Below are 25,838 nucleotides of genomic sequence, written 5' to 3'. Positions count from 1 at the left end.
CCATCCCCTTTTTTATAGTGGTACAGGCGTAATGTTTCCTAATATTACAGGAGACAAGGCGCCGGTTGCGCTTGGTACATTGCTTGGATAACCTGAAAGTGTTTCATTTGCGAGCACCGCAAAAGCTACGGCTTCTTTTGCTTCTGAAGACATTCCTATTTCTTCTTGTGTATACACGCTGCAGCGTTTCCCGATCTGCGCTTTAATCATATTCATCAGCGTATTATTATAACTTCCGCCTCCTCCAATAATCACTTCGTCAATAGAATAGGCAGGAAAAATAAATGTTTCATAGTGATGTACAATGGATGATGCCGTGAACATAGTAATCGTAGCTAGCAGATCTTCCTTTTTATGTTTACTATAATTCTCTAGCAGTCTCTTTGTGTACTGTGTACCGAACAGTTCTCTTCCCGTCGATTTGGGAGGAGAAAGCTTCATGTAATCATGATTCATACAGTCTCCTAAAAGCTCTGAAATAATCTTTCCTTCAGCTGCTAAACGCCCATTTTCATCAAATGAAACATTAAAAAGCTGCTGACATGCTTCGTCTATCATCATATTTCCCGGCCCTGTATCAAAAGCTACTACGGGTATAGGAGATTTTTTTGGCGGAATCAACGTTACATTTCCAATACCTCCAACGTTTTGAAGCAGCCTTGTACGCTCATCGTGGCTGTACAAAATCCGTTCCGTGTGAGGAACTAACGGAGCACCTTGCCCCCCTGCTGCCATGTCCATCACTCTGAAGTTTGCTACTACCTTCGTTTTGGTTTCATAGGCAATAACAGCCGGCTCTCCAATTTGGAGTGTAGACATCACTGTACTTCCCGAAGCATAAGGCTGATGGTAAATGGTTTGACCATGCGATCCAATAACATCTATTTGTTCAAGAGAAAAGCGGGCTTCTTGGCACACTTTTTTCACTGCATCCGCAAATGCATAGCCAAGTTTAAAATTTAAGCTGCAGATCAGCTGTACATTTGAATGTTCAAAAGAAAGCGCCTGCTCAATTTCCTTTTTTAACTGAGGTGAAAACGGCACGGTAATAAAATGAAGAAGCTTAACTTTACTTTCATAGCCGCTTCCTTCAATTTGAACAAGAGCTGCATCAATTCCGTCGAGTGACGTTCCTGACATAAGTCCAACAGCATACATACTACGCGTTCACTTCCTTAAAAAAAGCAGGTAAATACTTGCGATGAGCTTGAAGCAGTTCATCTAAGACCGACTTAGCCAGCTCGTCACTTGGAACAAGCGGATTAATGCTGAGCGCAACCAGTGCTTTTTCATAAGATCCTGTAACCGCAGCTTCTGCTCCTATTCGTTCAAACGATTTAATTTGCTGCACAAGTCCATTAACTTCTACTGGAAGTTCACCGAAAGCGAGCGGTACTGGCCCTTGCTTTGTTACTACACAGTTTACTTCAACCGCAGATTCGTTTGGGAGCGAGGAAATAGCTCCATTGTTTTTTACATTTAATGTTTGAATATCGCCTTTATCGTTATAAATGGATGAAATTAAATTACATGCGGCATCGCTGTAATAAGCGCCCCCTCGTTTTTCCAGCTGCGGAGGCTTCATTTCTAGATTTGGATTTTTATAGAGTTCAAAAAGCTCGGCTTCTAATGCTTTTACCACTTCAGCGCGTGTTGTACCTGACTGAAAAGCCAGAAGCTCTTCTGCTAATATTTCTTTTGTTTTGTAGTAGTAGCGGTGATACGGACATAAAATCACGCCAAGAGCTTCCAAAAAGTCCGGTTGCCATGGAATAGGAGCTATGTTTCTCATTGTTACTTGAGAGTTTGGATCACTTAATCGCCGAATGACTTCTTGCGTTACTTCCTTTCCTTTTGCATACACATGCAGTCCATATACCAAGTGGTTTAACCCTGCAAATTCAATGTGAACATCTTCTTTTTCTACTTGAAGCAAGCCCGCGATGGAGTTTGTCATATGTGCAGGCAGGTTACAAACTCCTACTACTTTAGAATGCTCTCCGTAGCGAAGCAGCGCCTCCGTTACCATACCTGCAGGATTTGTAAAATTAATAAGCCAGGCGTTTGGACAAACTTCGTGTATTTCCTCGGCAATTTTCAACAAAACCGGTATCGTTCGTAAGCCCTTAAATAATCCTCCCGCCCCGTTTGTCTCTTGACCAATCATTCCGTACTTAAGAGGGATGCGTTCATCTTGAATACGTGCATCAAGCTGACCTACTCTAAGCTGTGTCGTTACAAAATCAGCATTTATCAACGCCTTTTGTCGATCAAGCGTTAAATGAATTTTCATATCAACACCTGCTTTTTTGACCATTCTTTTCGCAAGTGCTCCTACGATTTCAAGTTTCTCTTTTCCTTCTTCAACATCTACAAGCCATAGCTCTCGAATTGGAAGCTCATCATATCGTTTAATAAACCCTTCGACCAATTCCGGTGTGTAGCTTGATCCTCCCCCAATTGTCACTACTTTCATTTTTTGCCCCTCCTTGTTAAAAAACGGCTAAATATGTAACGGCTGTGCACCCTATTCCAAGCAAAACAAAGCGTATACAAACGGCGGTTTTAGATAAAGCTGCGTTTGAAAGCCGAATGGAAATAAATGTTGTAAGCAGTGCTGCTGATAGGCTTGTAATGGCAAATAAACTATGCTGCGCTGATAAACCAGCATACTGCAGCAGAGGTGTAAAAATAACGTTGCAAAAAACCATGGTTAGCAGAAATAAAAACACAGTTTTATATCGAAACCGCACAAACATTGACCCTCAACTCCTACTAAAGAGATAGAAGCCAAACAAGTTGGCTTCTCTTTCTTTACATTTGAACTGAACTATCAGATGGTGCAACCGTTGCTTCATCGCTTTTTTCCATTTCGACCATCTTTCGGTCGTACATTTTAAAGAACGGAAGATAAATGACAACAGAAATAGCAATATTGATAACGACTAGCACAACCGCCCGCCAGTCTCCTCCGGTCGATAGATAAGCTCCGATCGGCGCCGGGAGCGTCCAAGGAACCATTACGTAGGTTGGCGTAATAAGACCTGTCGCCGTTGCTGCGTATGAAATGATCGTTGTAATAATCGGGATAATGATAAATGGGATAATTAAAATAGGATTTAAGACAATTGGCAAACCGAAAATAATTGGTTCGTTAATATTAAAAACCGCCGGAATAAAAGATGTCCTAGAAAGCGCTTTCGAATATTTAGATTTTGAGAAAAACAGCATTGCTAAAGCAAGGCCCAGCGTCGCTCCAGATCCTCCGATCCAAACAAACCACTGAAAGAACGTTTCAGGTGCAATATACGGAAGTGTGGAAGCTCCGTCTGCTACCGCTTCAGCATTTTTGGCTAAATACACTTCCCATACAGGCCGTGCCACTGTCCCAACAACAGAGACGCCGTGAATACCAAATGACCAGAAAAACGTAATTAAGAAAACCGGTATTAATACTCCTGCTAAACTATCTCCAGCTTCCACAAGCGGAGCAACTAGTTTATCAACTAAATGGTGAAGATCGATACCTAAAACAATGGTAATAATCGTCATAAGTACAACAACAATCGCAACCGGAATTAGTGCTTCAAAAGACCTCGATACCGAAGGCGGCACTTGTTCCGGCATTTTTATGGTGACATTTTTTGCTTTACAAAACCTGAGAATTTCGACCGATAAAATCGATACAATCATCGTTACAAACAAACCGTGACCTCCAAGGTTTGTCATTGGAAGCATAAATCCTTCTTCTTCAATCAGCTTTGGAGTCACCGTAAGAAGTAGTGCAGCTACTGCAATTTGCGCTCCTGACAGCGGATCGAGATTATAGCTTTTGGACAAGTTATACCCTATCCCAAAGGCTATATATAAAGACATAATAAACATCGTTACGCGATACGGTATTAAAATATTGGCGCTGTTATCAGCTGCCCATTTTGCAATTGTGCTATCTTGCGGCACAGGCGGAAATGCTAAAATTAAGAAAAAACTTCCGATGATAATGAACGGCAAAGCGGAAATAACACCATCGCGAATGGCTTGAAGATGCCGCTGTTCCGATAACCTGGCCATAGGTCCTGATAAATTGTTCTCTAAAAACGACACAAATTTGCTCATATACCCTTTCCCCCTCTATATTCTCCCCTTGTGTAATAAACCCCTTATTTATTTAAAAAGCAGGAATACACCTGCTTTCCTCAGCTAACGAGCTGTTGAACCGTTTTATAAAGCGTCGGACCTCCAAGCGGCGTATAAGCCTGCGGCGGAATCGGCCCGCACGGAACAGAAGCTTTATCCGCTTCCGCTTTCACTGCGTTAAACCGGTGGCGAATCTGCGGTGCAACCATTACAACATCCCAGCCTTTTTGAATTTCCTCTGCTACTTCATTTGTCCCAATTGCCAGCACTTCCATATCCGTTCCGTGCTTTTGTGCTTCCGTTTTTAATGCTTTTACCACAATCGAACTTGACATTCCTCCAGAACATACAAACAATACCTTCATTTTCTCGTTTCCCCCTACCTCTTAATTTTTTGAATTACATTATGTGTATCGATTATGCGTTCAAACACTTGATTGCCTTTTTGAATACATAACCGTATAAACATCGCATCTACAACGGCTAACTGAGCAATACGAGCGCTCATCGTTCCAATTCGAATATGCTGTTCTTCTACTGAAATAGTCAGCAGAATATCAGCTAATCTAGAAGCTGGCGATGAGCCGTGCTGCGTTAGCAAAATAACCGCTGCTCCTTTATCTTTGGCTATTTGCATCAGTTCCACCACTTCTTTTGTTTGACCAGAAGTCGATACTACAAACAGCACATCATCTTTTGTCATGTTCGTAGCCATCACCATTTGAACATGACTGTCTAATGAAAACAGCGCTGAAATATCAATTCGAAGCAGTTTATACTGAGCATCTAGCGCAACTACAGATGATCCCCCTGCTCCGTATAAAAACACTCGCTTCGCTCTATGAATAGCTTCCGCGGCTGCATCAATTGCAGAAGAGCTCACTAAACGACTTGTGTTCATAAGTGCGCTCATACTTTTACTCATGACTTTTTCAAGCACGGCTTCGGTCTCGTCTTCAAAATTAACCGGAAGATTCGGCAGCTGCTCGTTATTCACCTTATGGGCATCTTTTGCTAATTCAATCTTTAATTCTTTAAAACTATTGATTCCTACACGCTGACAAAAACGAATAATCGTAGCTTCGCTGCACTGACACTGCTTAGCTAGCTGTTTGGTCGTTAAATTCAACGTGGTCGTAGGATTTTCTAACACGTAATCAGCTACTCTTCCCTCAGCAGGACTGTAATGATTCATTTGTGCATCGATTAAAGTAAGTACGGAAAATTGGCGCATGAATTCCTCCATCGTTAAGTAACGTATTTCTAAAATATTCTTTAAATTACCATTATTATATTTTTTCTGAAGTTTAATTTCAATATTTTTCTGATATTTTCAAAACTTTATTTTATTTTTCAGAATATTTTATTAAAATCTATTGTGAATATAACGACCACATGCTATATTATGAAAGAAATTTTATCTCAACCAAAAAAGAAGGAGGAACGAACATGTATATTAAAAAATGTATAGGAAGCATCCTGTTTTTACTGCTGTTTTGTTCGAGCGCGTTACCTGCTAAAGCAGACGTACCTACCACGTATCAAAAACGGGAGCTTCGAGCCGCTTGGATTGCAAGCGTATACAATATTGACTGGCCTTCTCAGCCTGGTCTTCCGGTTGAGCAGCAGAAAAAAGAGTTTACCTATTTGCTAGATGAAGTAAAAAAAATGGGGATGAATGCTGTGGTGGTTCAAATTAAACCTACCGCTGATTCCTTTTATCCGTCGAAATATGGCCCGTGGTCAGAATATTTAACGGGTACACAAGGAAAAGATCCCGGCTACAATCCTCTAGCTTTTATGGTGGAGGAAGCACACAAGCGCAACTTAGAATTCCACGCATGGTTTAACCCTTATCGCATTACCATGAATCATACTGATTTAAACAAACTTGCCGATAATCATCCTGCCAAACAACATCCTGATTGGGTCGTCTCCTACGGAAAACAACTCTACTATAACCCAGGTATTCCAGAAGTAAAAAACTTTATTATTGAAGAAGTGCTCGAAGTCGTAAGAAACTATGATATTGATGCTGTTCATATGGACGACTACTTTTACCCTTACAAAATTGCAGGGCAAACGTTCCCAGATCAAAAAACATATGAAACCTACGGTGCTCAAACGTTTTCCAACATTGAAGACTGGCGACGAGACAATGTTAATCAGCTTGTTCGAGATTTAAATACGTCTATTAAAAAAACAAAATCATACGTGAAGTTTGGTATCAGTCCGTTCGGCGTGTGGAGAAACATCGCTAATGATCCAACTGGCTCTGAGACTACTGCTGGACAAACAAACTACGATGATTTGTATGCCGATACGCGTACGTGGATTCAAAATGGATACGTTGATTACATCACTCCGCAAATTTATTGGAATATCGGATTTGAACCAGCTGCTTACGATACGCTGCTCAACTGGTGGAGAGATGAAGTTCGTGGAAAGCCAGTTCACCTTTATATTGGACAAGCTGCTTACAAAATTAATAACAACGCGGTGGAAGCATGGTCTGATCCCGATGAGTATCCAAGACAAATTGCTCTGAATCACCAATTTCCAGAAGTACACGGGAGCATGCATTTTAGCCTGAAAGATTTGAACCGAAACCCACTAGGAATAAAAGACAAGCTGCAAAACGATATTTATAAACATCCTGCTCTTATTCCATCAATGCCTTGGCTTGATGATACGGCCCCAAAAGCACCAAAATTAAAAAACGCGGGCCCTCATACAAAAGAAGCAGCGTTTGAAATTCGAGATCATCAGCAGAATGATTCCGCATATTATGCCATTTATCGCTTCCAAGGCAATATACGAGGCGACATTAATAACGCAGAAAACTTGCTGACAACCGTTCGGAAAACAGGAGAAACACAATTGTTTGTAGATCAAAGCGCACTCAAAAATCAAACGTACACATATGTTGTAACCTCTGTTGACCGTTTGCATAACGAAAGTGCTGTTTCCCGCACGCTTACTGTAAAAGCATCTCATTAAAAAAGGTTCTATAGCAAAATGTATGGTAGGATAAAGAAATCAAATGATGCTTTATCAAGCCATTCTGTTATAGAAAGTAGTGAAAAAAAGATGGAACCAAACTATGATCGCGCCTTTGGCGTATATGGAATTTGTATGCGAGATGACAAGCTGCTTGTTATCAGAAAAAATAGAGGGCCGTATATTCATCGCTTTGATTTGCCAGGCGGACAGCTAGAACACGGTGAAACATTAACAAATGCGATGAAAAGAGAATTTAGTGAAGAAACGGGCTTTGAAATTACTATTATTTCTCAAGCGGGTACAACGGATTTTCAGTATCCCTGTAAGTGGAAAGAATTTACCCACGTACATCACATTGCCGTTTTTTATCACGTAGACATTGCCGGCGGTGAGCTTCTTTCCAACCCGGTCCAGTTTGAAGGACAAGATTCTTTGGAAGCATTGTGGATCGCACCGCAGGATCTTAACATCGATAATGCTTCTCCTCTTGTTCTAAAAGCAGTGGAATCTTTAAGCTTTTTGTCGTGGCCTTATGAATCTCAGATTTATGATGAATGGGAACTTAAAACCTCCGAACGATAATGATGATAGTGCCTACACATTACTTTTGAATATCGCAGGCTTAGCTTTTGTTTAGGTCAAAATCAGAGAATATGTTTAATTTCTTTCTAACGGTGGAACAGACAAGTAACACTACTTAATCACTAATAGAAAGGAAGATTAAAATGAGTAAAGGTTTAGGAGATAAAGTTAAAGGAAATGTATCAAAAGCTAAAGGTGAAGTAAAAGATCAAGTCGGAAATGCAACGAATAACCGCGACCTTCAGCGTGAAGGAAAAGCTGAGAAAACAAAAGGAAATGCTCAAAAAGCAGTAGGCGAAACAAAAGATACATTTAGCAATAAATAAAAAAGAACGAGCTTAATGCTCGTTCTTTTTTTATTTAATAAGCTGATTTAAGCTTTTAATGATTACGTTTGGCTGCAATTCTTTATGTTCAGCTACATTTCCTTTTCGGTTGACCCAAGCTGTTGCGAACCCGTAGTTTTTAGCACCGGCAATATCCCATGTATTCGATGACAAAAATAATACTTCTTCTCTTTTTGCGTTCATTTTATTTTTTGCATAATGATAGCTTGCCATCGTAGGCTTGTACTGTTTGATTTCGTCTACGGAAATAACGTCTTCAAATAAATGATTCATGTTGTGATAAGAAACAAGCGGATCAATCATGTGCTTAGGACCATTCGTAAAAATAGCCAGACGATATCCTTTTTCTTTTAAATAGGCGAGCACCTCTTTGACCTCATCGTAGACATTCAGCTTCATATAAGCACTCATCAGCATTTTTTCTTCGTGTTCCGTCAAATCAATATCATTTGCTTCTGCTGCATATTTCAGGGATTGATTTGTTAATGCATAAAAGTCAACGTATCGCCCCATCAGCTGGTATTGCATGGCATATTCAATTTGCTTCAAACGCCATAAATGGCTAATACTTTCTCCCCGCTCCGGATACAGCTTATCACACGTTTCAATAACGGTATGTACATCAAACAGCGTTCCATATGCATCAAATAAAATCGTTTTAAATTTCATCTGTGTTCGCCTCCTCCTTTCATTTTACCCACTCGCAAAAAAACATAACGTTTTTTCTGTTAAAAAAGAGGCCTATTAACAGCTGATGTATGCTCATTTCTTATGAAGATAAAAAAACAGCAGGCTCTCCTACTGTTTATAATCCCACACGACTTTCCATTCCCCTTTTTCACGAACAGCATACACTTTCTGCACCAAATCAAAGTTTCCATATTTCCCTTTATACGTTTGGATAACGGTCATTTCGTAAACAACAGGAAACGCTTTACGATCATTTTCCATCTTCCAGCTCTTTCTTTTTTCAACATCTTCAATGGAATACGTAAAGGTGTCTACCCCGAAATGATTGAGAAATACGTGTGCTCGATCTTGTATGTATGCACCTTTTGTCCATTTCTTTTTCATGGATGAATGAAAAAGGTCCCATGATTCCGAAAAGTTTCCTTCCTGTTCTAGCGTATAAAATTCTTTTACGGCAGATTTGGCTTGATGACTTGGAGAAAAGAATGTAAATTGAAACATCCAAACTCCCAGCGCAATAACAGAAAGAAACACAGCTACTCCTAAACTTCGCTTCAAAAGCAGTGTTTTTTTTCGATACAAGTAAAAAGCCCCTTTATCAAAAATGCAGTATACAACAGCTTATTCGATATCCAAGCTTTTTAGTATTGCCGGATTAAACTTATCCGGCATATCTTTAAAAAAGGGATTGAGACATATCTACATTAATTCAATCGAAAAACAAATAAATAGGATAAATGATCGAGTGTAGATCGCTTGTTACAACGCTGTTGATTTCCGTACAAGACTTCGCTTTCCGCGGGCGGCCGGTGAGCCTCCTCGCCGCTGACGCTCCTGCGGGGTCTCACCTATTCCGCTTTTCCCGCAGGAGTCTTCGCCTTGCCCTCCAATCAACGGCTAGAAGCCACTACATAGATGAAATCTCCGTTCATCCTAACCATAAAAGATCCGAACGATTCATCGTTCGGATCTTCCTTCAACTAAACTACGTTTGTCCCAGCTTCTTTCGTCGCTATACAATGTGAAAAGCCATTTGCATGGCTGCTAAAAAGCCCACGAACACAAGGCCCGTCACGAGACCCTCTTTCCAATCTGGCCGGTCCCCTCGAACAAATTTAGCAATATCATACGATAGCATCGCTGCTAAAAAAATTGATAAGACAATATACAGTGGCTCCATCTTTTATCACCCACTATTTTTTTTCTTCAGTGTAACAACTTTTTCATAAGTATGCATGTAAGAAAAACAGCTTAAAATTCTTGACGAATGTGTGAAATTTCTCTTTTTTATGCATAAACTACTTAAAAGCGTGAAAGGAAGATGCCGTTTGTCTGCTTTTAATCCTCAGCAATTTAGCGTCACATACCGGCAAGGAAGCACGCCCACCTCTCCTTTTATTGGGCGACGCTATACGCTCACACATTCTGAACAAACAGACGATTTATTTCTTTGGATCGACGAAAAGTTTGCTGTTGATCAATTAAATGAACAGCGAAATGAGCTTTTTGCCGAATGGCTCCACAAAGACGGTGTTGATACGCTGTATGTATACGTATTTATTGGCAATGAACAAACGGAAAAGTCCGTTCAAGCCATACGGCACGCTATTTTCAAACAGGAAATGCCTTACTTGCTAAAAGCATTGCGCTACGGTGATGCCACGTTTTTCAACGCTCACCCTGCTTTAGATCGTTCCCCCATTTACGTACATTTTCATTCCAGCGACAAAGATTTTCATTCCATTCGATATTTTCAAACGCCTTCTCACTATGCCTAAGCATATGAGAAGGGATCTTTACTTCGTTAATCTCCTGTTTTCCAAACTCCATTTCTTCTAGGGTCTCCGGCTCCTTCCATTTGTTTATCTTGAAAATTAATGGTTAACGCTTGAATACCTCCATAAAAGACGTCGCTTTCCTTTGTTTCTATTCGAAACGCAGAAGGAATATTTTTGGTATTTAAATCGGGCTCTACATAAATAGTCGAATCGTCAAAAATAAAGCGCGGTTCGTTTACAGCTTTTTGAAGCGATTCATTTCCGTCAAGGTTTTTAGAAAGTACCTGAGTTAAAATTTGAGGAATCCGCGTTCCGCCCGGAGAACCTATTCCCATCGCCCACTCGCCTTTTTCTCTTATAATAGTTGGAGCCGTAAAAGTTCTTGCTCTTTTTCCCGGCTCGCGATTATTCGGTTCTTTGCTTCCAAACGTATCAGCATTGTTATTAAGAAAAAAGCCGTCAACTTGTTCGCCTGTACCAAAGAAGTTACTCAACGTATTAGTTGTAGATACGACGGTTCCTTCTGAATCAATAACCACAAAATGTGTTGTACTTTCGTGTTCTTCATCGCCTTCACCTGAAGAACGTGTCGGGTGATTGACCAAGTTTGTTATATAATCATCACTGACTAATTCACTTGAGTTTTGATTATGAAAGTCTGGATCTCCGATTTGTTTTAACCGGTCGGAGTAAGCTGCCTTTTTAATTCTGTTCATCGTTTCGTAATATTCTTTTTCAGGCATTGTTTCAAGATTTTCTTTCTCTGTCATTTTTAACATTTGAATCAGTGTAATTCCGGAAAAAGGCGGAGGCGCTGAAATCACTTCCGTTCCATTGTAAGTTGAAACGACAGGCTTGATTTCTGTCACTTGATAGGAAGATAAGTCTTTTTTAGAAATAGGCGTTGCATCAGCAAGATCTTGTGCCACATCTCCTTTATAAAATGCAGACGCACCTTCTCGCTGAATCTTGATTAGTGTTTTAGCTAACACGGGCTGCGACAGAGTTTCTCCTTCTTCGATTGCTTCTCCCTTTGGATAAAAAGCAGATAGATCGTCTACATCCATCCTTCCTCTAGAGTAATACAATCGAGACGATAAAAGAGAGTCTACTTCAAACCCTTTTTCAGCGTATTCAACAGCCGGCTGAATCAAATCACTCATTGATTTTGTACCATACTTCTGCTGAATATATTCCATACCAGCGACAAATCCCGGCACCCCGTTTTTACCACTCATAGAAGTTGGAGCGGTTTCCCGGTAATCGATAAAAGTAGCAGGCTGATCTTTTTTGGCAATCAGCATACCTCCACCTCCGCCAATTCCAGATCCAAAAGGTTCGACTACGTTAAGGGCATACGAAATAGCAATGGCCGCATCTACTGCATTCCCGCCTTCTTTTAATACGTCCATCCCTACATTTGCTGCCAGAGAATTAGAAGAGCTCACACCATAAGAATGATCATTATTTTTTTTAAGCAGCTTTTCAGGACTAAGATCTGTACTCGATTGAGTCATAAAAAAAGCGGCTATAACGCAAATTAATAATAAAAAAGCAATAATATTAAACAACAGTAATTTTTTATTCACATATTACCCTCCATTTTTACTCATCTGTATATTTTATGAAGCGCTTTCATTTTTATCCATACATTACATTGAACACAAAAAAGACATCGTCTAGGACGATGCCTTTTTGTTATTTATTTTCCAGCTGCTGCCGCAGCATCATTTACTGCATCTGCAGCAGCTGATTTTGTTTGTTCAATCATTTTTACGTTATTTTCAATTTTTTGCTGTTCATCTGTTGAAAGAGTAGCCGGATGTTTCAAAGCTCCAAGTCCTGCTACTACTCCTGCTACAATAGCAATTGGTCCTACAATCCCTACGATACGTTTTGCGATCATTTTCTATTCCTCCAATTAAGTTAGTCTGTACTTTTTTCCCATAAACCGTGGCGGCGCGGATCAGCGTCACCTTGAATCTTATTTTTCTTTAAGTCTTTCACAAGAGCTTGAACGCCTCCGTAAAACATCGCGTTATCATTGTTTTTTAAGTCATAGCCGTACGTTTTTAAACCATCCTTCGTTGACTGTTTAAGCTTGGCTTCTGAATAAAACTTATGAGAATCAAAAATGACACGCTTGTTTTCTACTGCATTTTTAATGGAATCTTTGTCTTCAAAATAATCCCCAATTACTTGCGTTAACACTTGAGGAATGCGATTTCCTCCCGGTGTGCCAATGGACATTACCCATTCATCACCTTCACGAATAATGGTAGGGGCTGTAAATGTTCTTGGACGCTTGCCAGGTTGACGCTTATTAATTCCTTCCCCAAACGTATTGAGCGTATTATTTAAAAAGAATCCATCTACATATTCACCGCTGCCGAAGAAATTACTCAGCGTATTCGTTGTTGATACAACGGTTCCTTCACCGTCCATGACAACAAAATGAGTGGTACTTTCATGTTCTTCGACGTCGCTTACTTTGGTATGATCTGTTTCAGTATTATTTAATTTATTACGAAGTAAATGCACGTAATGGTCGTCGATCCAATCATTTGGCGTTTCTTTTATAAAAGCGGGATCAGCAATTTTTTTCAAGCGATCTTGATAAGCTACTTTTGAAATTTGACCAAGAAAATGATAATAAAGACTAGGATGCGATTCCTTCAGCTTCCAAATATCTTCTTGATCCGTCATTTTTAACATTTGAATAAGCGTAGCACCAGCAAAAGGAGGAGGTGCTGAAATAATTTGATGACCTTTATAATTCGTCGATAGAGGTTTCCGTTCAACAGGCGTATACTTTCGCAAGTCTTTGTGACTTACTTTTGTTTCTTCTGTAATATCGTCTGCAATTTTCCCTCTATAAAAAGCATTTGGCCCTTCTTCCTTAATCTTTTGCAGCGTGTTCGCTAATTCATGCTGTTTCACAATTTCACCTGTGTTGATAGCGTCCTTATCTGGATAAAAGCTAGGAATTTCATCTTCATTCACATTACCTTTGTATGAAACTAGCCTATCGTGCAAATCTTTGTCCACTTTATACCCATTCTCAGCATAGTTAATGGCCGGGTCGATTAGTTTGCTCATCGACATAGATCCGTAGTGGTGCTGAATATAATCCATACCAGCAACGAACCCTGGTACGCCAATCTCATCTTCTTTATCATTCTTAGGTGCAATTTCTCGGTAGTCAATAAATGTTGGAGAGGCATCTGCTGGATCAATCAGCATTCCGCCGCCTCCCCCAAGTCCTGATCCGTACGGTTCCACAACACCAAGCGTGTAGGAAATGGCAATAGCTGCGTCAACTGCTGTACCGCCTTGTTTAAGAATTTCCATACCTACTTTTGTGGCGCGAGGATCTGAAGTACTTACTGCATATTCTTGTTTTGGAAACATAAATTGATAAACACATACACCTACTATGAGTGAAAAGATGACAATGGAAACAATAATCGTATTACGTTTATTTATCATCTTTTACCTCCTCTGTGTATGACGGGCTATTAGTTAGCTTGCGCTTCGTTCTTTTTGCGCTCCTCTGCATGTTTTATAATGCGAGAATGATCTAAGTTTAATTCAAACTTGTTTCGTTCTTTTTCTAACAGTTCAGGGTTTGAAGAAAACTTGTTTAAATCGTTATAAATACGCTTCATGCGCCAAGGGTTATCTGTTGGAGTTGGTGTACCTGCTTTAATAACCATTGGAATAACATCAATTTTAGCTTGGCCCTGCTTGTTTAAATGATACTGAACCATCGCTGTATTTTTTGTACTTGACCACCCTTGGTCAAAAATAAAGTTTCCTAAGCTATAGAAAATAACCGAACCTTTATATACGTCATATGACTGTAGAACGTGCGGGTGGTGACCAATGATAATGTCCGCACCAGCGTCTACCATCGCTTTTGCTAGCCCTTCTTGACGAGGACTTGGCTGTGCATCGTATTCTTCACCCCAGTGGGCATTTACTACAACTAAATCAGCATTTGCTTTCGCTTGCTGAATCGTGCTGAAAATAAGATCCGGATCTGCTTTTAAAATACCTGGGTTGTTTTTTCCAGCCGACATTCCGTCTGAATGTACATCCGTAAAACCTACGGTTGCAATGCGAATACCGTCAGCATCTTTATACGAAATATGCTTTGCTTCTTCAGAGTTACGGCCAGCACCAACAAAATCTAATTTGTTTGCTTCAAAAGTAGAGATCGTATCTTCTAACCCTTTTGCACTGTAATCCATTGAATGGTTGTTCGCTAAGTTTAATACGTCGAAACCTGCATTTTTAACAGTCGCTAGATCAGCAGGCTTACTATATAAATGAATACCTTTTTCCATTGCTTTATATGAATCTACGTCATTTGTTAAAATCGGTGTTTCGTAGTTTCCGCTTACGTAATCCGAATTTTTAAAGAACGGCTCCACGTTGCGGAATACAAAATCTTCTCCGTAGCGTTCAGTTACTTCTCTTACATGGCGACCCATCATAATGTCTCCGACCATAGTCATCGTTAAATCATTATTGGCCTCTGGATTAGCCGTCTCAGGGTTTTCAAGAGCATCCGAACGCTCCATCCATCCTGAAAGAGCTAAAATTACGATTAAAATTGGCGTTAAGATAAGAGCTTGCTTGCCCGTTGTAGGCTTTGTTTTCTTTATAAACATCAATACTTTTTCTTGAAAGTTTAATTTTTTCTCTTTCAACGCTTTCACCTTCCTTTACCAGCTGCGGTTTGTTTGTGTATTAAAATAAATAATAAACTTGCATAATTCCAAATGTTACACCACTTAATAAAACCGTTGTTCCAACTGTTAAAGGAAGACCTTGCTTTTGCATTGTATTTGCAATTAAGCCCGGTACAATGATACCAATTCCGCGTAATTCAAACACTTCAAACGGCAAGATCGGGAAGAAATAATCAAATGCAACTTTAATCACAATACCCGTAATTAACATCGCTGTAAATTTGCGACGTCCATATAAAATAACTACTTTTGAGATTCCGTATACGACGATAACATACGTTAAAATACTAATTAAGAAAATCATTAAAATGGTAATTGGCTGATCAAATACAAGAGCTAAATACCCCGGTACGATAAGACCGGCTGGCAATACGCCCGTTTTTTCTGTAAAAATTAAGCTTAGTGTAACCCCTAACACAAGGGCGATATATAAATCTGATCCGAACATGAAATGGCCTCCTAGATTAAACTGCTTTTCTCATCTTTTTCATTTCAATAATAGCTTCAACAAGCGGCTCGGCTGAACCGTGGATATTTCCGACACCGTATACGATACGATCTTTTAAATAAGGCTTCATGCGCTCTAAAATTTCTTCTGTAGAAGCGCCTTCCATATCCCAGAATTCTTTTGTTGGCAATTCGCCTCTTTGATATGCTGCAGCGATTGGTGAGGTCGTCTGACCAATTGCAATCATTACGTCCGCTTCAATGTATGGCATTACATCTTCAGCAAATTGCTCCGTGCGATCTACACGGTCCGGACGGCAGTTCATAATGACAATAGGAAGCTTTTCACTATAGTTCATTGAATCTACACGTTCCCAAATACGAAGCGTGGAAGAAGCGTCGTTGGCAGCAAACCCATTCACTAAAAAGGCTGGATTTTTTTCATCGCCAAACGTTGTAATTCTCATAGCTCCTGGGTCAGGCTGCGCATTTAACATTCCTCTCATCGCTGTTTCAGCATCGATACCAAGTGCTTCTGCTACTGCTAAACCGATGGAAGCATTATCAGGGAAAACCATATAATCAAATTCACGTAAATACGCTTCAGATACTTTATCATTGTCAGCTACAATAACTTTTGTGTTGCGCTCTGCGGCTATTTTTTTATAGTATTCCAAATATGGACCTTCAATTGTAACAAGGTGGCCATCATAAGGAATAGTAGCAGTGAACGCTTGAGCAACTTCATCTAGAGTTGGACCCATTACATCCATGTGATCTTCTAGTACGTTTACAATAACGCCTACCTTGGCTTGAATCAGCTGATTTTGGAATGTGATTTGATAATCAGGCTGTACAGCCATACATTCACAAATAAGAGCTTCCGCGCCAATATCGGCAACTTCATTTACTACTCGTCGCTGTTCTCCAATGTTCGGACCTTCTTTACGACGAATAATTGGTTCTTCTTCACTTGTATGCCAGTAGATCATACGCGCTTGTGTTCCTGTCGTTTTTCCTACTGTTTTGTAACCTGCTTCTTTTACAATACCTGTAATCAATCGTGTAACGGTGGATTTTCCGCGAATACCATTAACATTCACTCGTACAGGAATTGAATGCAGCTTGCGTAAATGTCTGCGATACTCCCAAACGCCATACCCTACTAAAAATAGGCAGCATAGGATAATTAAGATCATGTTTCATTCTTCTCCTTCCAAACTTCTCCTGTTGGATACGTTATGAATGCTTTTGATTCATAATGATAGATATACGATTTCATAGTTTCACTCCCTTTATATATGTATGGGAGCTAATCAATTAACAGCGCTAGCATGCTGCTAAAACACCTGCTTTGAAAAATGGACTCGAGTACCAATTTCAACAGCTCTAAAACTATCATCTGCGCTCATTAGTGGTCAATAGCTCAAATGTTATATATTCTTACAATTCCGATTGTCTATTTACAGAATTAAAAACTCATCGTTTTATTTAAAATTTACACAATAGGTCTAAAGTTTATTTACCTAGAAAAATCCCATCGATACCTTTTTTTACCATAACAACAGGAATATTTTATACATCACTCTTACAATTAACACACGGAAATATTACGTAATTAAAAATTTCTTAACTTTAGAAAACGTTTTGTAATATAAAGGCGGGATAAAAAAATATTTTATCCCATTAATTCCTTTTTATGGATATACCAATTGAATTTGTCTAACAACCGTACTTGTAAGGATGATAGATAGATATAAAAGTAAGAAAAATACATTTATTTATCATTTTCTGCTTACATTTAACTTACTTAAATAGAAAGGACATTAAATATTTTTTTCTAATTATATAAGCATTTAGACTCCATGTGTTCCTAGTTCTTTTGTTGTTATTTTATAGATTTCCTTTATTTAATAATCAATTCAGTAAATCTAAATCTCTTGACTATGGCCTCTTTTCCTATTTTTATTTCAATATTTTCTGAATCTTTCTACCGATAAAGGCAGCTTTTGTCCGTTAAGATTGCCTAGAAAAATGCATGATTTCTCACTTTTTTGGCATATGATGTTATCATAAAAAGAAGAAGTATCATCAAAAGGAGGAAAACAATGGTTGATACAACTCTTTATTTTCTATTTTCTTTTTGCTATATTGTCCTGTTTTTCTTTAGCATATATGTAGTGCGAAAAAACACTTCGCCGTTTTACATGCTTTTTCTTCCTTTAGTAATAGCTGGACTAATTTACGATAATATAATGATTGGGATCGGTTCATTTATCGGTGAAGGGGATACTTTACGTTCACTCAGCATGCTTCGCTTTTGGTTTCACGCTTTATTTACCCCTACTTTGGTGCTCTTTGCGTATGGCGTAGCGAAATATTCGACGATTACATGGACTAAAAAACCTGTTGCCGGCATTCTTTTTTTGCTAACTACGTTTGCCTTAATTAGCTATGAAATAATCGAGACGATTAGTCAGCGTATGGAAGTTGTACGTGAATATGGCATTGTTCGCTATACATTAGTAGGATCATCCGGTCCCCCTCTTATGGTTCTCATTGTGGCGATTATTTTGCTTTTTGTTGGAATTTCCTTATTTCGCAAGACGCGATGGAGCAGTATGATGATTGGAGTAGCCGTGATGATTGTAGGAAGTGCCGTGTCAATTCCTATACCAAGCACAGCTGTAACAAATACGTTTGAGCTTATTTTTATCTTCTCTTTATTTTTAACTCAGCGTCATTTAGTGAAAATACATTAAAAAGAAGCGATTCCCTTGCTTCTTTTTTTTATATTTGATATCTTTTACCTAACGACCGTTAGTTAGATTGAGGAGGAGCTTTTCTTGAGTGAATTATCAACTGTAGAAAAAATTAGAGCTGCAGCAATGGAGCTCTTTGGAGAAAAAGGCTATACAGAAACATCGCTTGCTGATATCTCATCAAAAGTAGGCATAAAAAAACCTTCCCTGTACGCTCATTTTAAGAACAAAGACGACTTATTTTTACTAACCGTGCATGATTTAATGAATTTATTCCTAACAAAGTTATCTGTTATATACGAACAGCATAAAACAAAGTCTGCTAAAGAACAGCTTCACTGCTTTATTGTAGATTTCTGCACGATGATTGAAAAAGATTCTTTCGGCCAGATGTACCGTCGTCTTATTTTGTTTCCACCTGAACATTTACAGTCGGAAGTAAAAGCTATTTTCTTAAGAAGCGAACGATTGTCTGATCAAATTCTGCATGCTATTTTTACACAGGGAATGGCTGAAGGCGAAATAATTGAACGTCCGATTGATTTGTATATCAATAGCTTTTATTGTTTAACCGACGGACTGTTCATCCAGCGCTTTTATTATGAACCGGAGTATTATGACCAAAAAATTCACGATGCTTGGAAGATATTTTGGGAAGGCATACGTGCTAAATAGGCCCTATAAAAAGGGCTTATTTTATGCAAGGAGGAATTAAAATGGCTTGGATTTACCTTATTATCGCTGGTTTGCTCGAGATTGTATGGGCAATCGGCTTAAAATATTCGCACGGATTTACTGAAATAACTCCAACAATCATTACAATCGTCACAATTGTGATCAGCTTTTATTTCTTTTCAAATGCCTTAAAAAAAATTGCTGTCGGAACAGCTTACGCAGTATTCACTGGTATAGGAGCTGCTGGCACAGCGATACTTGGAATGACCGTTTTAGACGAAGGAGCAAATATTGGAAAGATTTTATTTTTAGGATTAATGATCTTTGGAATCGTTGGTTTGAAGTTGATTTCTACTGAAGAAACAGAAAGAGAGGAATCGTAACATGGCTTGGATTGCATTAATAGCTGCCGGTTTTTGCGAAGTGGGATTTGTGATTTTTTTAAAACTTTCAGATGGGTTTAAGCGGTTGTTTCCTTCGATTGGATTTATCCTTTTCGGTGCAGGAAGTTTTTATCTTCTCTCCTTAGCACTAAAGGAGATACCTATCGGAACAGCTTACGGCATATGGACGGGAGTAGGAGCTGCTGGAAGCGTACTTCTTGGCATGCTTTTCTTTCATGAAGCAAAAGACATGCGTCGAATTTTATTTATTTTTTGTATTGTAGCAGGTGTAATCGGTCTTAAAATCACTGGATAATGATGTACTACTTCCTTTCTTTTCATGCTATACTAAACTTGTAAACACTTTCAAAAAATAGGAGACGATGACAATGAACCTTGGGTTTGGAGAAATTGCCTTAATTGTATTTGTCGCTCTATTGCTTTTTGGTCCAAAGAAACTGCCGGAATTAGGGAAAGCTGCCGGAAAAACGTTAAAGGAGTTTAAAAACGCTACAAAAGGAATTATGGAAGAAGATGAAAAAGAAAAAGCTCCTCCTAAATAAGAGGCTTATATCTCTTTTAAAAGCTGACTCAAACGTTTGAGTCAGCTTCTTTGTGGTGAGAATATACTGAAATTCGATTTCGACCCGTATGCTTTGCTTCATATAAAGCCTGATCTGCTCCATGGATAATTGAAATCAGCTGTATGTTTTCGGATGGAAAGACTGTCATTATTCCAACACTGATTGTGACACCCTTAAACACGTCAGAAGCTTGATGGATAATTGCACGCTGCTCCACTTGCTGTCTAATAGCTTCTGCCATTTTTATCGCTTCATATTGATTAGCTAGAGGAAGCAATATACCAAACTCTTCTCCTCCGTATCTTGCAACAAAAGCCGATTCGTCAAAAACAACGCTTTTAGCAATATTCGCTACTTCTTTTAAGCATTCGTCTCCTTGAATATGGCCATAGGTATCGTTATACGCTTTAAAATAATCAATATCAAATAATAGAAAAGAAAGCGGCTCTTTTTCTTTCAGTGCGTATTCCCACTCAATTTCCAGCTGTTATCAAGAGATCGGCGGTTGTTCAGACCTGTTAAGCCTTCTTTTATGGACAGCATTTCAAGCTTTTTATTGGCTTTCATAATATTTTACCTTTTTTTAATATTTATCCATTTCTATTTTTTGTATTTTCGTAAGGTAAGTAGTCGAACTTCAGCAAAAATAAAAAAAGAGCGTCGATACAACGAGCGCTCTTTTTTATTTATGGCGTAAAAATTCCCAAAGTCCTGGCGTTTTGGAAAAATCAAACGTCTTAACAGCGGAAAGAATTTTAATCTTTAAATCTTGCTTTACGTCTTCTCTCTCATGCAGCGAAAAGCTTTGAACAGCTTTATTTAGTTTTGGTTCCAGCTTTTTTAATAAACGCCTTGACGCCTCTTCATCTCCAGCTTTCACTTTATTTACAAGCTCATATAGAGTTTCCATTTCTTCACTTCTTTCTTAAGTCAGTTGTTAATTTCTCCACTTTTTCTTCAAGTCGCTTTATATTGTTTTCTACACGCAGTAATAAATAAAAAGAAAGGACAGCGGGAAATCCTACGTTTCCAACAAGTTGAAGCCACTGAGGATCAAACATATCTATCACTCACCTTCATAATTTTTTTCAACTTGCTTAGCGCACGTTGATAATGATTAGAAACCGCTTGCTGAGAAATAGAAAAATAAGCAGCGATTTCTTTATGAGTCCAGCGTTCAACAATAATCAAGTGCAGCATACACTGCTGCTTGGCCGTTAATTGGCGAAATGCATGATGAAGAATACGATTTTCAAGTTGATTTCCTAAAAATTCATGCTCCCATACAGCCCCGTCCTGTACTCCTAGCATATCTTCCACTGTTCGATTTCCATCTAGCGCAGCCGGCTGCTGCAGGCGAAGAGGAATATAAGAACGCTCTTTTTCTTTGACACGCATAACATCTCTGGAATAATGTCTGCAAAGCTTGTTAATATAATGAAGCAATCTAACTTCGCTATAAAACTGATGAAATTCTTTGTTTAGAAGTCTTTGTTCTTTTGTATCATGTTTAACAACCGCTTTTTGTAATCGCTCATAGCGTTCTGGTGTCAAAAATGTATTCATTATATGAGTCTGAAGAGTTGCGCTGTGGTTTGTAAGAAATGTATGAAAGGTACATTCTTTGTCGTGCCGCTTTTCTTGCTGCGAATAGAGCTGAGTCATTGTGCAAATCTCCTCCTTTTTTTCTTATACTTATTAAAAAGGGAGAAAAGAGTAAAATAACAACACCAAAAACGAACGTTTGTTCTTATATAAATTTAACTATATGAGGTTTTTTATGTCAATATGATGAATTGCTCATTAATAATCAAAACGACTCAGTAAAAAATAAAAAAGAGATTGAGACATAACGAAATGAATCCAATTTAAAGACGAACAAATAAGATACATGAGCTGATCCGCTTGTGACACAGCCGTTGATTTCCGTGCAAGACTCCTGGGGGAAAAGCGGAGTCTTCGCCTTGCCCTCCAATCAACTGCTAGAAGGAACGAAACAGATAAAATCTATGTTCATCACAACAAAAAAAACGAACCACTAATCAAATATTTTGATTAGTGGTTCGTTTTTCACTTCGGCTAAAATATTTTTATCGCGGCCTTTTTATTTCTTCTTCATGTAGAGATTATTCTTCGCCTAAAACGCGGTTAATACGTTTGCGAAGCATGGGCATTCCATTTCCACCCGCTTGGAAATGACGAAGCTGACCTTCTTTATCAAATACATAATATGCTGGTACATATTTATTTTCAAAAGCGTCTGTTAACTTATGCTCACTGTCTACGTAAATTGGCTGAGTAATATCGTGTCCCATTGCCATTGCCTCAATAACACCCATATCTAAGTCATCTTCCGAACGAGGCATATGAACTGCTACAACATTCAATTGATCATCATACTCATCACGAAGATCATTAACTTCAGGCATTGCTTCTTTACATAAATGGCAGCTTACTGACCAAAAGTGGATAAGCGTTGCTTTATCACCTACTAAGTCTTCCTTTGTTACTTCGTCGTTAATCCAAGATGTTGCTCCAGTTAATTCAGGCATTTGTTCACGTAATTTCATTTTAAAATCCTCCTCATCATTTATAAAACTGAATATTCTGTCTTTTATAGTTAGAAAACTATCTTTTCTATTTTAATGGCAGCAGTAGAGGAATTTCTCCTCTACTCCACCGCTATTTATTAAAGTGTTTTTTGACCTGGTTTCCAGTTAGCTGGGCAAAGTCCGCCAGTTTGAAGGGCTTGAAGTACACGTAATGTTTCTTCTACGCTGCGGCCGATGTTGTTATGGTTTACAACTGCGTATTGCAATTCACCTTCTGGATTAATAATAAACAACCCGCGAAGCGCTACGCCTTCTTCTTCAATTAACACGCCGTAATCACGTGCTACTGCGTGAGTTGGATCTGCAGCTAATGGATAATTCAAATCTCCAAGTCCATTATCTTTACGATCTGTGTTAATCCAAGCTAAGTGAGTATGAATTGTATCTGTAGAAACACCTACAACTTCAGCATCTAGATCTTCAAACTCTTCGTAGCGATCTGATAGAGCTGTAATTTCTGTTGGACATACGAATGTAAAGTCCATTGGATAGAAGAACAATACTGTCCATTTACCGTTTTTCATATTTTCTTCTAAACTTACTTTTCCAAATTCCTTATTTGCAAGTACAGCTTCCATTTCGAAGCGTGGTGCTTGTTTTCCTACCATACGTTCTGCCATGTCAAAACCTCTCCTTGTACGATGTATTTCACAAGCTTATGCTTGTATGTATTATTTTTAATGCAATCAATGACTCCCTCTATTTGATAACGATTATTAGTATCATTATAAACTAGTAATGACTATTGATTACATTCTTTATTATACACGAGCTATTATTATAGTCAATACTTTTTTATAATCATTTTAATCTTGGATTGATTATCGAATATTTTCCGCTCTTTTTATTCTTTCCTTTGATTAATCTTATGTATGCAGGGATGAATAAAGATAGAAGATACTAAAAAACTTCTCTTGTTTCAACATATTTGCTTTTAAAATGTGCTGCAGCAAGATTTCGAATCTCAATTATGCTCTTTATAACCACAATAAAAGAGAATGAGACATAGCTATCTCAATCTAATTTAGAGACGAACAAATTAGAAAATGATCTAGTATGGATGACGGGTGACACCGCTGTTGATTTCCGTGCAACAGCTAGAAGCAACTTCATACATGAAACCTACTTTTACCCTATCAATAAAAAAATCCGAACGAGCTTGATTCTCCATCAAGAATCAAACTCGTTCGGATCTTTCTTCAACTAAACTACTTTTGCCCAGCCTCTGTTATTTATTGTCATTTGGATATACAAGACCGATTTGCTCTCGCACTTTATCCATCACGTGCATTGTTAAATATGAATTCTCATAAGAATTTGTGTCCGATTCCATCTTTCCTTGCTTTAACAGCTCTACGAATTCATTTATTTCATAGTACATAGCAGGATAAGGCTGATCGACCGTTAACTCTTCTACCCGTCCGTCATTGTATCGAATTTCTACCTTTTCAGCGGTATGTATTTTGTCAATAACCATACTGCCTTTTTCTCCTTGAATTTCACTTGGCAAATGCGAATTTGTAATTTTAGAATACATGATAACCGCGTCGCGATCTTCGTACTCGAAAGCAACTGACCCTTCTCCATCTACCCCAGATTCTAGCATAAACGCCGTTGCCTTTATTTTATGAGGCCCTCCAAACAACGTAATCAGAGGATAAAGACAATATACACCTAAATCCATCAGTGAACCGTTGGCAAGCTCAGGCTTAAAGGCATTAAGCACGATACCTTCTTTATATTTATCATAACGAGAAGAATACTGACAGTAAGATGCAACGTATTTCCGAATTGGACCAATTTTATGTAAGTTCTCTTGAATCACTTTGAAGTTAGGAAGAAGGGTTGATTTCATCGCTTCCATTAGTAACACCTTGTGATTTTTGGCTGTTTGAATCATGCGGGTTACTTCTGCTGCATTGGCTGCGAGCGGTTTTTCACACAGTACATGCTTGTTATTTTTCAAAAATAAGATAGCTTGTTCCGCATGATAAGCATTTGGAGTAGCAATATACACTGCATCAATTTCAGCACTCGCTGCCATTTCCTCTAAATCAGTAAATATATGAGGAATATCATATTTACCTGCAAATTCTTCTGCTTTTTCAATGGTTCGAGAATAAACAGCTGCAAGCTGAAAGTCGTCTACATACTGAGCTGATTCTAACAGTCGATCTGTTATCCAGTTTGTTCCTATTACGCCAAAACGAATCATCTTTTCATCTCCTTTTTATCACCTATGTTGTATTGTATCGTTTTTGAAAAGAAAAACGAAGAAATAATAAAAAATCTATATTGGTTTTCATCGCTTTATATCTATTTTGTTCCATAAAAAACAGCTTACATCAAATGCAAGCTGTTTTTCAATATGAATCAAACGTAAGCTTATGCTTTTTCACCCACTACAGCAAAGCGTTCATTCACATGATTTTCATTCTCTAATTCATCTATTAAAGCAATCGCGTAATCAGCATAGCTAATATAGCTTTCATTTTGACTATTTGTGATCACATGATCTTTTCCTAATTGATAGACTCCCGTGCGAGCACCTTCTGCATCAAAAAAGGCTGCTGGGCTTAAATAAGTCCAATTTATAGTCGACTTTTCAAGTTCTTTTAAACCTTTCCCCATGTTTGAAGCCGTTGGATAATAAGCTGCTGGAAAACCTTCTGTGCTCATTAAAGGCGTTGTTTTTTCTGAATCTACAAATAAACTTCCCGCTCCGCCCACTACTGCGAGTCGCGTTTGAACACCTTGAAATACCTTAATAAGTGATTGTATAGACTCAACGTGGAGCTGTTCGCTTCCAGGAGGTGCATTAAATGCATTTACCACAGCATCGAACTGTTCAATATCTTTTGAAGTAATGGCAAAAATATCTTTTTCAATTACGTTTGTTTGATTTTTTAGTTTAGAAGCATTTCGAACAACGGCTGTTACTTCATGTCCTCTCTGTTTTGCTTCTTCCATAATTAATTGACCTGCTTTTCCTGTTGCTCCAATAACACCAATTTTCATTTTTATTCTCTCCTTTTATTTCAGTTGTAACCATCATGGTTACATATAACACAAAAAAATTTG

Annotated in this window: 33 protein-coding genes; 9 read left to right on the top strand and 24 right to left on the bottom strand. The window is 38.5% G+C overall.

Annotated features, from left to right (window positions below):
- Positions 1 to 12: 12 nt before the first annotated feature.
- From anmK to AC0C45_RS08565, 6 genes are all read right to left on the bottom strand, one after another.
- Positions 13 to 1,158, bottom strand: coding sequence for an anhydro-N-acetylmuramic acid kinase AnmK (anmK, locus tag AC0C45_RS08590; RefSeq protein WP_016763276.1), 1,146 nt, complete (start codon positions 1,156 to 1,158; stop codon positions 13 to 15).
- Between the two features lies 1 nt (position 1,159).
- A complete protein-coding gene (locus tag AC0C45_RS08585) occupies positions 1,160 to 2,476 on the bottom strand; it encodes a 6-phospho-beta-glucosidase (protein ID WP_047931790.1) in 1,317 nt (438 codons plus the stop codon).
- A 16-nt stretch (positions 2,477 to 2,492) separates the two neighbouring features.
- Positions 2,493 to 2,759 (bottom strand): hypothetical protein, encoded by a 267-nt coding sequence (locus AC0C45_RS08580; RefSeq protein ID WP_047931791.1) that lies wholly within the window; start codon positions 2,757 to 2,759, stop codon positions 2,493 to 2,495.
- A 55-nt stretch (positions 2,760 to 2,814) separates the two neighbouring features.
- Positions 2,815 to 4,116: a PTS sugar transporter subunit IIC gene (locus tag AC0C45_RS08575; protein WP_013082024.1), complete on the bottom strand. Its 1,302-nt coding sequence runs from the start codon at positions 4,114 to 4,116 to the stop codon at positions 2,815 to 2,817.
- Positions 4,117 to 4,196: 80 nt separating this feature from the next.
- Positions 4,197 to 4,502, bottom strand: coding sequence for a PTS sugar transporter subunit IIB (locus tag AC0C45_RS08570; RefSeq protein ID WP_013082023.1), 306 nt, complete (start codon positions 4,500 to 4,502; stop codon positions 4,197 to 4,199).
- A gap of 14 nt (positions 4,503 to 4,516) precedes the next feature.
- Positions 4,517 to 5,371 carry a MurR/RpiR family transcriptional regulator gene (locus AC0C45_RS08565; protein ID WP_047931792.1) on the bottom strand — a complete coding sequence of 285 codons (855 nt, stop codon included), beginning with the start codon at positions 5,369 to 5,371 and terminating at the stop codon, positions 4,517 to 4,519.
- A 215-nt stretch (positions 5,372 to 5,586) separates the two neighbouring features.
- On the opposite strand from AC0C45_RS08565, the gene AC0C45_RS08560 reads away from it, so the two are divergent.
- The 3 genes from AC0C45_RS08560 to AC0C45_RS08550 all read left to right on the top strand — a co-directional run bounded on the left by AC0C45_RS08560 (position 5,587) and on the right by AC0C45_RS08550 (position 8,048).
- Positions 5,587 to 7,137, top strand: a complete 1,551-nt coding sequence (locus AC0C45_RS08560) for a glycoside hydrolase family 10-like protein (RefSeq protein WP_237893571.1) — start codon at positions 5,587 to 5,589, stop codon at positions 7,135 to 7,137.
- 90 nt (positions 7,138 to 7,227) lie between these two features.
- The gene (locus AC0C45_RS08555; RefSeq protein WP_171777862.1) at positions 7,228 to 7,722 is read left to right on the top strand and encodes an NUDIX hydrolase; all 495 of its coding nucleotides are present in this window, start codon (positions 7,228 to 7,230) and stop codon (positions 7,720 to 7,722) included.
- Positions 7,723 to 7,865: 143 nt separating this feature from the next.
- The gene (locus AC0C45_RS08550; RefSeq protein WP_013082019.1) at positions 7,866 to 8,048 is read left to right on the top strand and encodes a CsbD family protein; all 183 of its coding nucleotides are present in this window, start codon (positions 7,866 to 7,868) and stop codon (positions 8,046 to 8,048) included.
- Positions 8,049 to 8,078: 30 nt separating this feature from the next.
- On the opposite strand, the gene AC0C45_RS08545 is transcribed toward AC0C45_RS08550, so the two are convergent.
- The 4 genes from AC0C45_RS08545 to AC0C45_RS08530 form a co-directional block, all read right to left on the bottom strand.
- Positions 8,079 to 8,738 (bottom strand): haloacid dehalogenase type II, encoded by a 660-nt coding sequence (locus AC0C45_RS08545; protein WP_047931794.1) that lies wholly within the window; start codon positions 8,736 to 8,738, stop codon positions 8,079 to 8,081.
- Positions 8,739 to 8,867: 129 nt separating this feature from the next.
- Positions 8,868 to 9,341: a hypothetical protein gene (locus tag AC0C45_RS08540; protein WP_013082017.1), complete on the bottom strand. Its 474-nt coding sequence runs from the start codon at positions 9,339 to 9,341 to the stop codon at positions 8,868 to 8,870.
- 177 nt (positions 9,342 to 9,518) lie between these two features.
- Entirely contained in the window at positions 9,519 to 9,653 is a 135-nt protein-coding gene (locus AC0C45_RS08535) for a hypothetical protein (RefSeq protein ID WP_257062917.1), read from the bottom strand.
- A 118-nt stretch (positions 9,654 to 9,771) separates the two neighbouring features.
- Positions 9,772 to 9,939, bottom strand: coding sequence for a hypothetical protein (locus AC0C45_RS08530; protein ID WP_013055713.1), 168 nt, complete (start codon positions 9,937 to 9,939; stop codon positions 9,772 to 9,774).
- 148 nt (positions 9,940 to 10,087) lie between these two features.
- Between AC0C45_RS08530 and AC0C45_RS08525 the strand changes: the two genes are divergently transcribed.
- Positions 10,088 to 10,537 carry a staygreen family protein gene (locus tag AC0C45_RS08525; RefSeq protein ID WP_016763267.1) on the top strand — a complete coding sequence of 150 codons (450 nt, stop codon included), beginning with the start codon at positions 10,088 to 10,090 and terminating at the stop codon, positions 10,535 to 10,537.
- Between the two features lie 26 nt (positions 10,538 to 10,563).
- On the opposite strand, the gene AC0C45_RS08520 is transcribed toward AC0C45_RS08525, so the two are convergent.
- From AC0C45_RS08520 to pgsB, 6 genes are all read right to left on the bottom strand, one after another.
- Positions 10,564 to 12,126, bottom strand: a complete 1,563-nt coding sequence (locus tag AC0C45_RS08520) for a gamma-glutamyltransferase family protein (protein WP_257062912.1) — start codon at positions 12,124 to 12,126, stop codon at positions 10,564 to 10,566.
- A gap of 113 nt (positions 12,127 to 12,239) precedes the next feature.
- Positions 12,240 to 12,443: a CapE family protein gene (locus tag AC0C45_RS08515; RefSeq protein ID WP_016763265.1), complete on the bottom strand. Its 204-nt coding sequence runs from the start codon at positions 12,441 to 12,443 to the stop codon at positions 12,240 to 12,242.
- A gap of 20 nt (positions 12,444 to 12,463) precedes the next feature.
- Positions 12,464 to 14,026, bottom strand: coding sequence for a gamma-glutamyltransferase family protein (locus AC0C45_RS08510; protein WP_016763264.1), 1,563 nt, complete (start codon positions 14,024 to 14,026; stop codon positions 12,464 to 12,466).
- A 29-nt stretch (positions 14,027 to 14,055) separates the two neighbouring features.
- Positions 14,056 to 15,252: a CapA family protein gene (locus tag AC0C45_RS08505; protein ID WP_013082012.1), complete on the bottom strand. Its 1,197-nt coding sequence runs from the start codon at positions 15,250 to 15,252 to the stop codon at positions 14,056 to 14,058.
- A 40-nt stretch (positions 15,253 to 15,292) separates the two neighbouring features.
- On the bottom strand, positions 15,293 to 15,742 hold the full coding sequence (pgsC, locus tag AC0C45_RS08500; protein WP_013055707.1) for a poly-gamma-glutamate biosynthesis protein PgsC: 450 nt from the start codon (positions 15,740 to 15,742) through the stop codon (positions 15,293 to 15,295).
- Positions 15,743 to 15,758: 16 nt separating this feature from the next.
- Positions 15,759 to 16,940 (bottom strand): poly-gamma-glutamate synthase PgsB, encoded by a 1,182-nt coding sequence (gene pgsB / locus AC0C45_RS08495; RefSeq protein WP_016763263.1) that lies wholly within the window; start codon positions 16,938 to 16,940, stop codon positions 15,759 to 15,761.
- A 909-nt stretch (positions 16,941 to 17,849) separates the two neighbouring features.
- On the opposite strand from pgsB, the gene AC0C45_RS08490 reads away from it, so the two are divergent.
- The 5 genes from AC0C45_RS08490 to AC0C45_RS08470 all read left to right on the top strand — a co-directional run bounded on the left by AC0C45_RS08490 (position 17,850) and on the right by AC0C45_RS08470 (position 20,124).
- On the top strand, positions 17,850 to 18,503 hold the full coding sequence (locus AC0C45_RS08490) for a hypothetical protein (RefSeq protein ID WP_241096870.1): 654 nt from the start codon (positions 17,850 to 17,852) through the stop codon (positions 18,501 to 18,503).
- Between the two features lie 84 nt (positions 18,504 to 18,587).
- Positions 18,588 to 19,178, top strand: coding sequence for a TetR/AcrR family transcriptional regulator (locus AC0C45_RS08485; protein WP_472928028.1), 591 nt, complete (start codon positions 18,588 to 18,590; stop codon positions 19,176 to 19,178).
- Between the two features lie 41 nt (positions 19,179 to 19,219).
- Complete coding sequence (sugE, locus tag AC0C45_RS08480) at positions 19,220 to 19,561, top strand: quaternary ammonium compound efflux SMR transporter SugE (RefSeq protein ID WP_013082007.1); 342 nt, start codon at positions 19,220 to 19,222, stop codon at positions 19,559 to 19,561.
- 1 nt (position 19,562) lies between these two features.
- Positions 19,563 to 19,877 (top strand): DMT family transporter, encoded by a 315-nt coding sequence (locus AC0C45_RS08475; protein WP_047933611.1) that lies wholly within the window; start codon positions 19,563 to 19,565, stop codon positions 19,875 to 19,877.
- A gap of 73 nt (positions 19,878 to 19,950) precedes the next feature.
- Entirely contained in the window at positions 19,951 to 20,124 is a 174-nt protein-coding gene (locus AC0C45_RS08470; protein WP_013055701.1) for a twin-arginine translocase TatA/TatE family subunit, read from the top strand.
- 28 nt (positions 20,125 to 20,152) lie between these two features.
- Here AC0C45_RS08470 and AC0C45_RS08465 read toward each other — a convergent pair whose 3' ends face one another.
- The 8 genes from AC0C45_RS08465 to AC0C45_RS08430 all read right to left on the bottom strand — a co-directional run bounded on the left by AC0C45_RS08465 (position 20,153) and on the right by AC0C45_RS08430 (position 25,775).
- A complete protein-coding gene (locus tag AC0C45_RS08465; protein WP_237894117.1) occupies positions 20,153 to 20,605 on the bottom strand; it encodes a diguanylate cyclase in 453 nt (150 codons plus the stop codon).
- Between the two features lie 222 nt (positions 20,606 to 20,827).
- Entirely contained in the window at positions 20,828 to 21,055 is a 228-nt protein-coding gene (locus AC0C45_RS08460; RefSeq protein WP_013055697.1) for a helix-turn-helix domain-containing protein, read from the bottom strand.
- A gap of 4 nt (positions 21,056 to 21,059) precedes the next feature.
- Complete coding sequence (locus AC0C45_RS08455; protein WP_013082003.1) at positions 21,060 to 21,206, bottom strand: YvrJ family protein; 147 nt, start codon at positions 21,204 to 21,206, stop codon at positions 21,060 to 21,062.
- Positions 21,199 to 21,810 (bottom strand): sigma-70 family RNA polymerase sigma factor, encoded by a 612-nt coding sequence (locus AC0C45_RS08450; RefSeq protein WP_016763255.1) that lies wholly within the window; start codon positions 21,808 to 21,810, stop codon positions 21,199 to 21,201. The genes AC0C45_RS08455 and AC0C45_RS08450 overlap by 8 nt, the downstream gene beginning before the upstream one ends.
- A 461-nt stretch (positions 21,811 to 22,271) precedes the next feature.
- Positions 22,272 to 22,715, bottom strand: coding sequence for a TlpA family protein disulfide reductase (locus tag AC0C45_RS08445; RefSeq protein ID WP_013055693.1), 444 nt, complete (start codon positions 22,713 to 22,715; stop codon positions 22,272 to 22,274).
- 119 nt (positions 22,716 to 22,834) lie between these two features.
- The gene (locus AC0C45_RS08440) at positions 22,835 to 23,377 is read right to left on the bottom strand and encodes a peroxiredoxin (protein WP_013082001.1); all 543 of its coding nucleotides are present in this window, start codon (positions 23,375 to 23,377) and stop codon (positions 22,835 to 22,837) included.
- A gap of 608 nt (positions 23,378 to 23,985) precedes the next feature.
- On the bottom strand, positions 23,986 to 24,972 hold the full coding sequence (locus tag AC0C45_RS08435; RefSeq protein ID WP_034653985.1) for a Gfo/Idh/MocA family protein: 987 nt from the start codon (positions 24,970 to 24,972) through the stop codon (positions 23,986 to 23,988).
- A 170-nt stretch (positions 24,973 to 25,142) separates the two neighbouring features.
- Positions 25,143 to 25,775: an NAD(P)-dependent oxidoreductase gene (locus AC0C45_RS08430; RefSeq protein WP_047933609.1), complete on the bottom strand. Its 633-nt coding sequence runs from the start codon at positions 25,773 to 25,775 to the stop codon at positions 25,143 to 25,145.
- Positions 25,776 to 25,838: the final 63 nt, after the last annotated feature.

Source organism: Priestia sp. VA7 (assembly GCF_055710015.1).
This window is presented reverse-complemented; position numbering and strand designations above follow the sequence as displayed.

Bases quoted from the DNA above. Each gene is read 5' to 3' on its own strand.
- anmK (WP_016763276.1), bottom strand. From the start codon at position 1,158: ATGTATGCTGTTGGACTTATGTCAGGAACGTCACTCGACGGAATTGAT.
- AC0C45_RS08585 (WP_047931790.1), bottom strand. From the start codon at position 2,476: ATGAAAGTAGTGACAATTGGGGGAGGATCAAGCTACACACCGGAATTG.
- AC0C45_RS08580 (WP_047931791.1), bottom strand. From the start codon at position 2,759: ATGTTTGTGCGGTTTCGATATAAAACTGTGTTTTTATTTCTGCTAACC.
- AC0C45_RS08575 (WP_013082024.1), bottom strand. From the start codon at position 4,116: ATGAGCAAATTTGTGTCGTTTTTAGAGAACAATTTATCAGGACCTATG.
- AC0C45_RS08570 (WP_013082023.1), bottom strand. From the start codon at position 4,502: ATGAAGGTATTGTTTGTATGTTCTGGAGGAATGTCAAGTTCGATTGTG.
- AC0C45_RS08565 (WP_047931792.1), bottom strand. From the start codon at position 5,371: ATGCGCCAATTTTCCGTACTTACTTTAATCGATGCACAAATGAATCAT.
- AC0C45_RS08560 (WP_237893571.1), top strand. From the start codon at position 5,587: ATGTATATTAAAAAATGTATAGGAAGCATCCTGTTTTTACTGCTGTTT.
- AC0C45_RS08555 (WP_171777862.1), top strand. From the start codon at position 7,228: ATGGAACCAAACTATGATCGCGCCTTTGGCGTATATGGAATTTGTATG.
- AC0C45_RS08550 (WP_013082019.1), top strand. From the start codon at position 7,866: ATGAGTAAAGGTTTAGGAGATAAAGTTAAAGGAAATGTATCAAAAGCT.
- AC0C45_RS08545 (WP_047931794.1), bottom strand. From the start codon at position 8,738: ATGAAATTTAAAACGATTTTATTTGATGCATATGGAACGCTGTTTGAT.
- AC0C45_RS08530 (WP_013055713.1), bottom strand. From the start codon at position 9,939: ATGGAGCCACTGTATATTGTCTTATCAATTTTTTTAGCAGCGATGCTA.
- AC0C45_RS08515 (WP_016763265.1), bottom strand. From the start codon at position 12,443: ATGATCGCAAAACGTATCGTAGGGATTGTAGGACCAATTGCTATTGTA.
- AC0C45_RS08510 (WP_016763264.1), bottom strand. From the start codon at position 14,026: ATGATAAATAAACGTAATACGATTATTGTTTCCATTGTCATCTTTTCA.
- pgsC (WP_013055707.1), bottom strand. From the start codon at position 15,742: ATGTTCGGATCAGATTTATATATCGCCCTTGTGTTAGGGGTTACACTA.
- pgsB (WP_016763263.1), bottom strand. From the start codon at position 16,940: ATGATCTTAATTATCCTATGCTGCCTATTTTTAGTAGGGTATGGCGTT.
- AC0C45_RS08490 (WP_241096870.1), top strand. From the start codon at position 17,850: ATGGTTGATACAACTCTTTATTTTCTATTTTCTTTTTGCTATATTGTC.
- sugE (WP_013082007.1), top strand. From the start codon at position 19,220: ATGGCTTGGATTTACCTTATTATCGCTGGTTTGCTCGAGATTGTATGG.
- AC0C45_RS08475 (WP_047933611.1), top strand. From the start codon at position 19,563: ATGGCTTGGATTGCATTAATAGCTGCCGGTTTTTGCGAAGTGGGATTT.
- AC0C45_RS08470 (WP_013055701.1), top strand. From the start codon at position 19,951: ATGAACCTTGGGTTTGGAGAAATTGCCTTAATTGTATTTGTCGCTCTA.
- AC0C45_RS08460 (WP_013055697.1), bottom strand. From the start codon at position 21,055: ATGGAAACTCTATATGAGCTTGTAAATAAAGTGAAAGCTGGAGATGAA.
- AC0C45_RS08455 (WP_013082003.1), bottom strand. From the start codon at position 21,206: ATGTTTGATCCTCAGTGGCTTCAACTTGTTGGAAACGTAGGATTTCCC.
- AC0C45_RS08450 (WP_016763255.1), bottom strand. From the start codon at position 21,810: ATGACTCAGCTCTATTCGCAGCAAGAAAAGCGGCACGACAAAGAATGT.
- AC0C45_RS08445 (WP_013055693.1), bottom strand. From the start codon at position 22,715: ATGAAATTACGTGAACAAATGCCTGAATTAACTGGAGCAACATCTTGG.
- AC0C45_RS08440 (WP_013082001.1), bottom strand. From the start codon at position 23,377: ATGGCAGAACGTATGGTAGGAAAACAAGCACCACGCTTCGAAATGGAA.
- AC0C45_RS08435 (WP_034653985.1), bottom strand. From the start codon at position 24,972: ATGATTCGTTTTGGCGTAATAGGAACAAACTGGATAACAGATCGACTG.
- AC0C45_RS08430 (WP_047933609.1), bottom strand. From the start codon at position 25,775: ATGAAAATTGGTGTTATTGGAGCAACAGGAAAAGCAGGTCAATTAATT.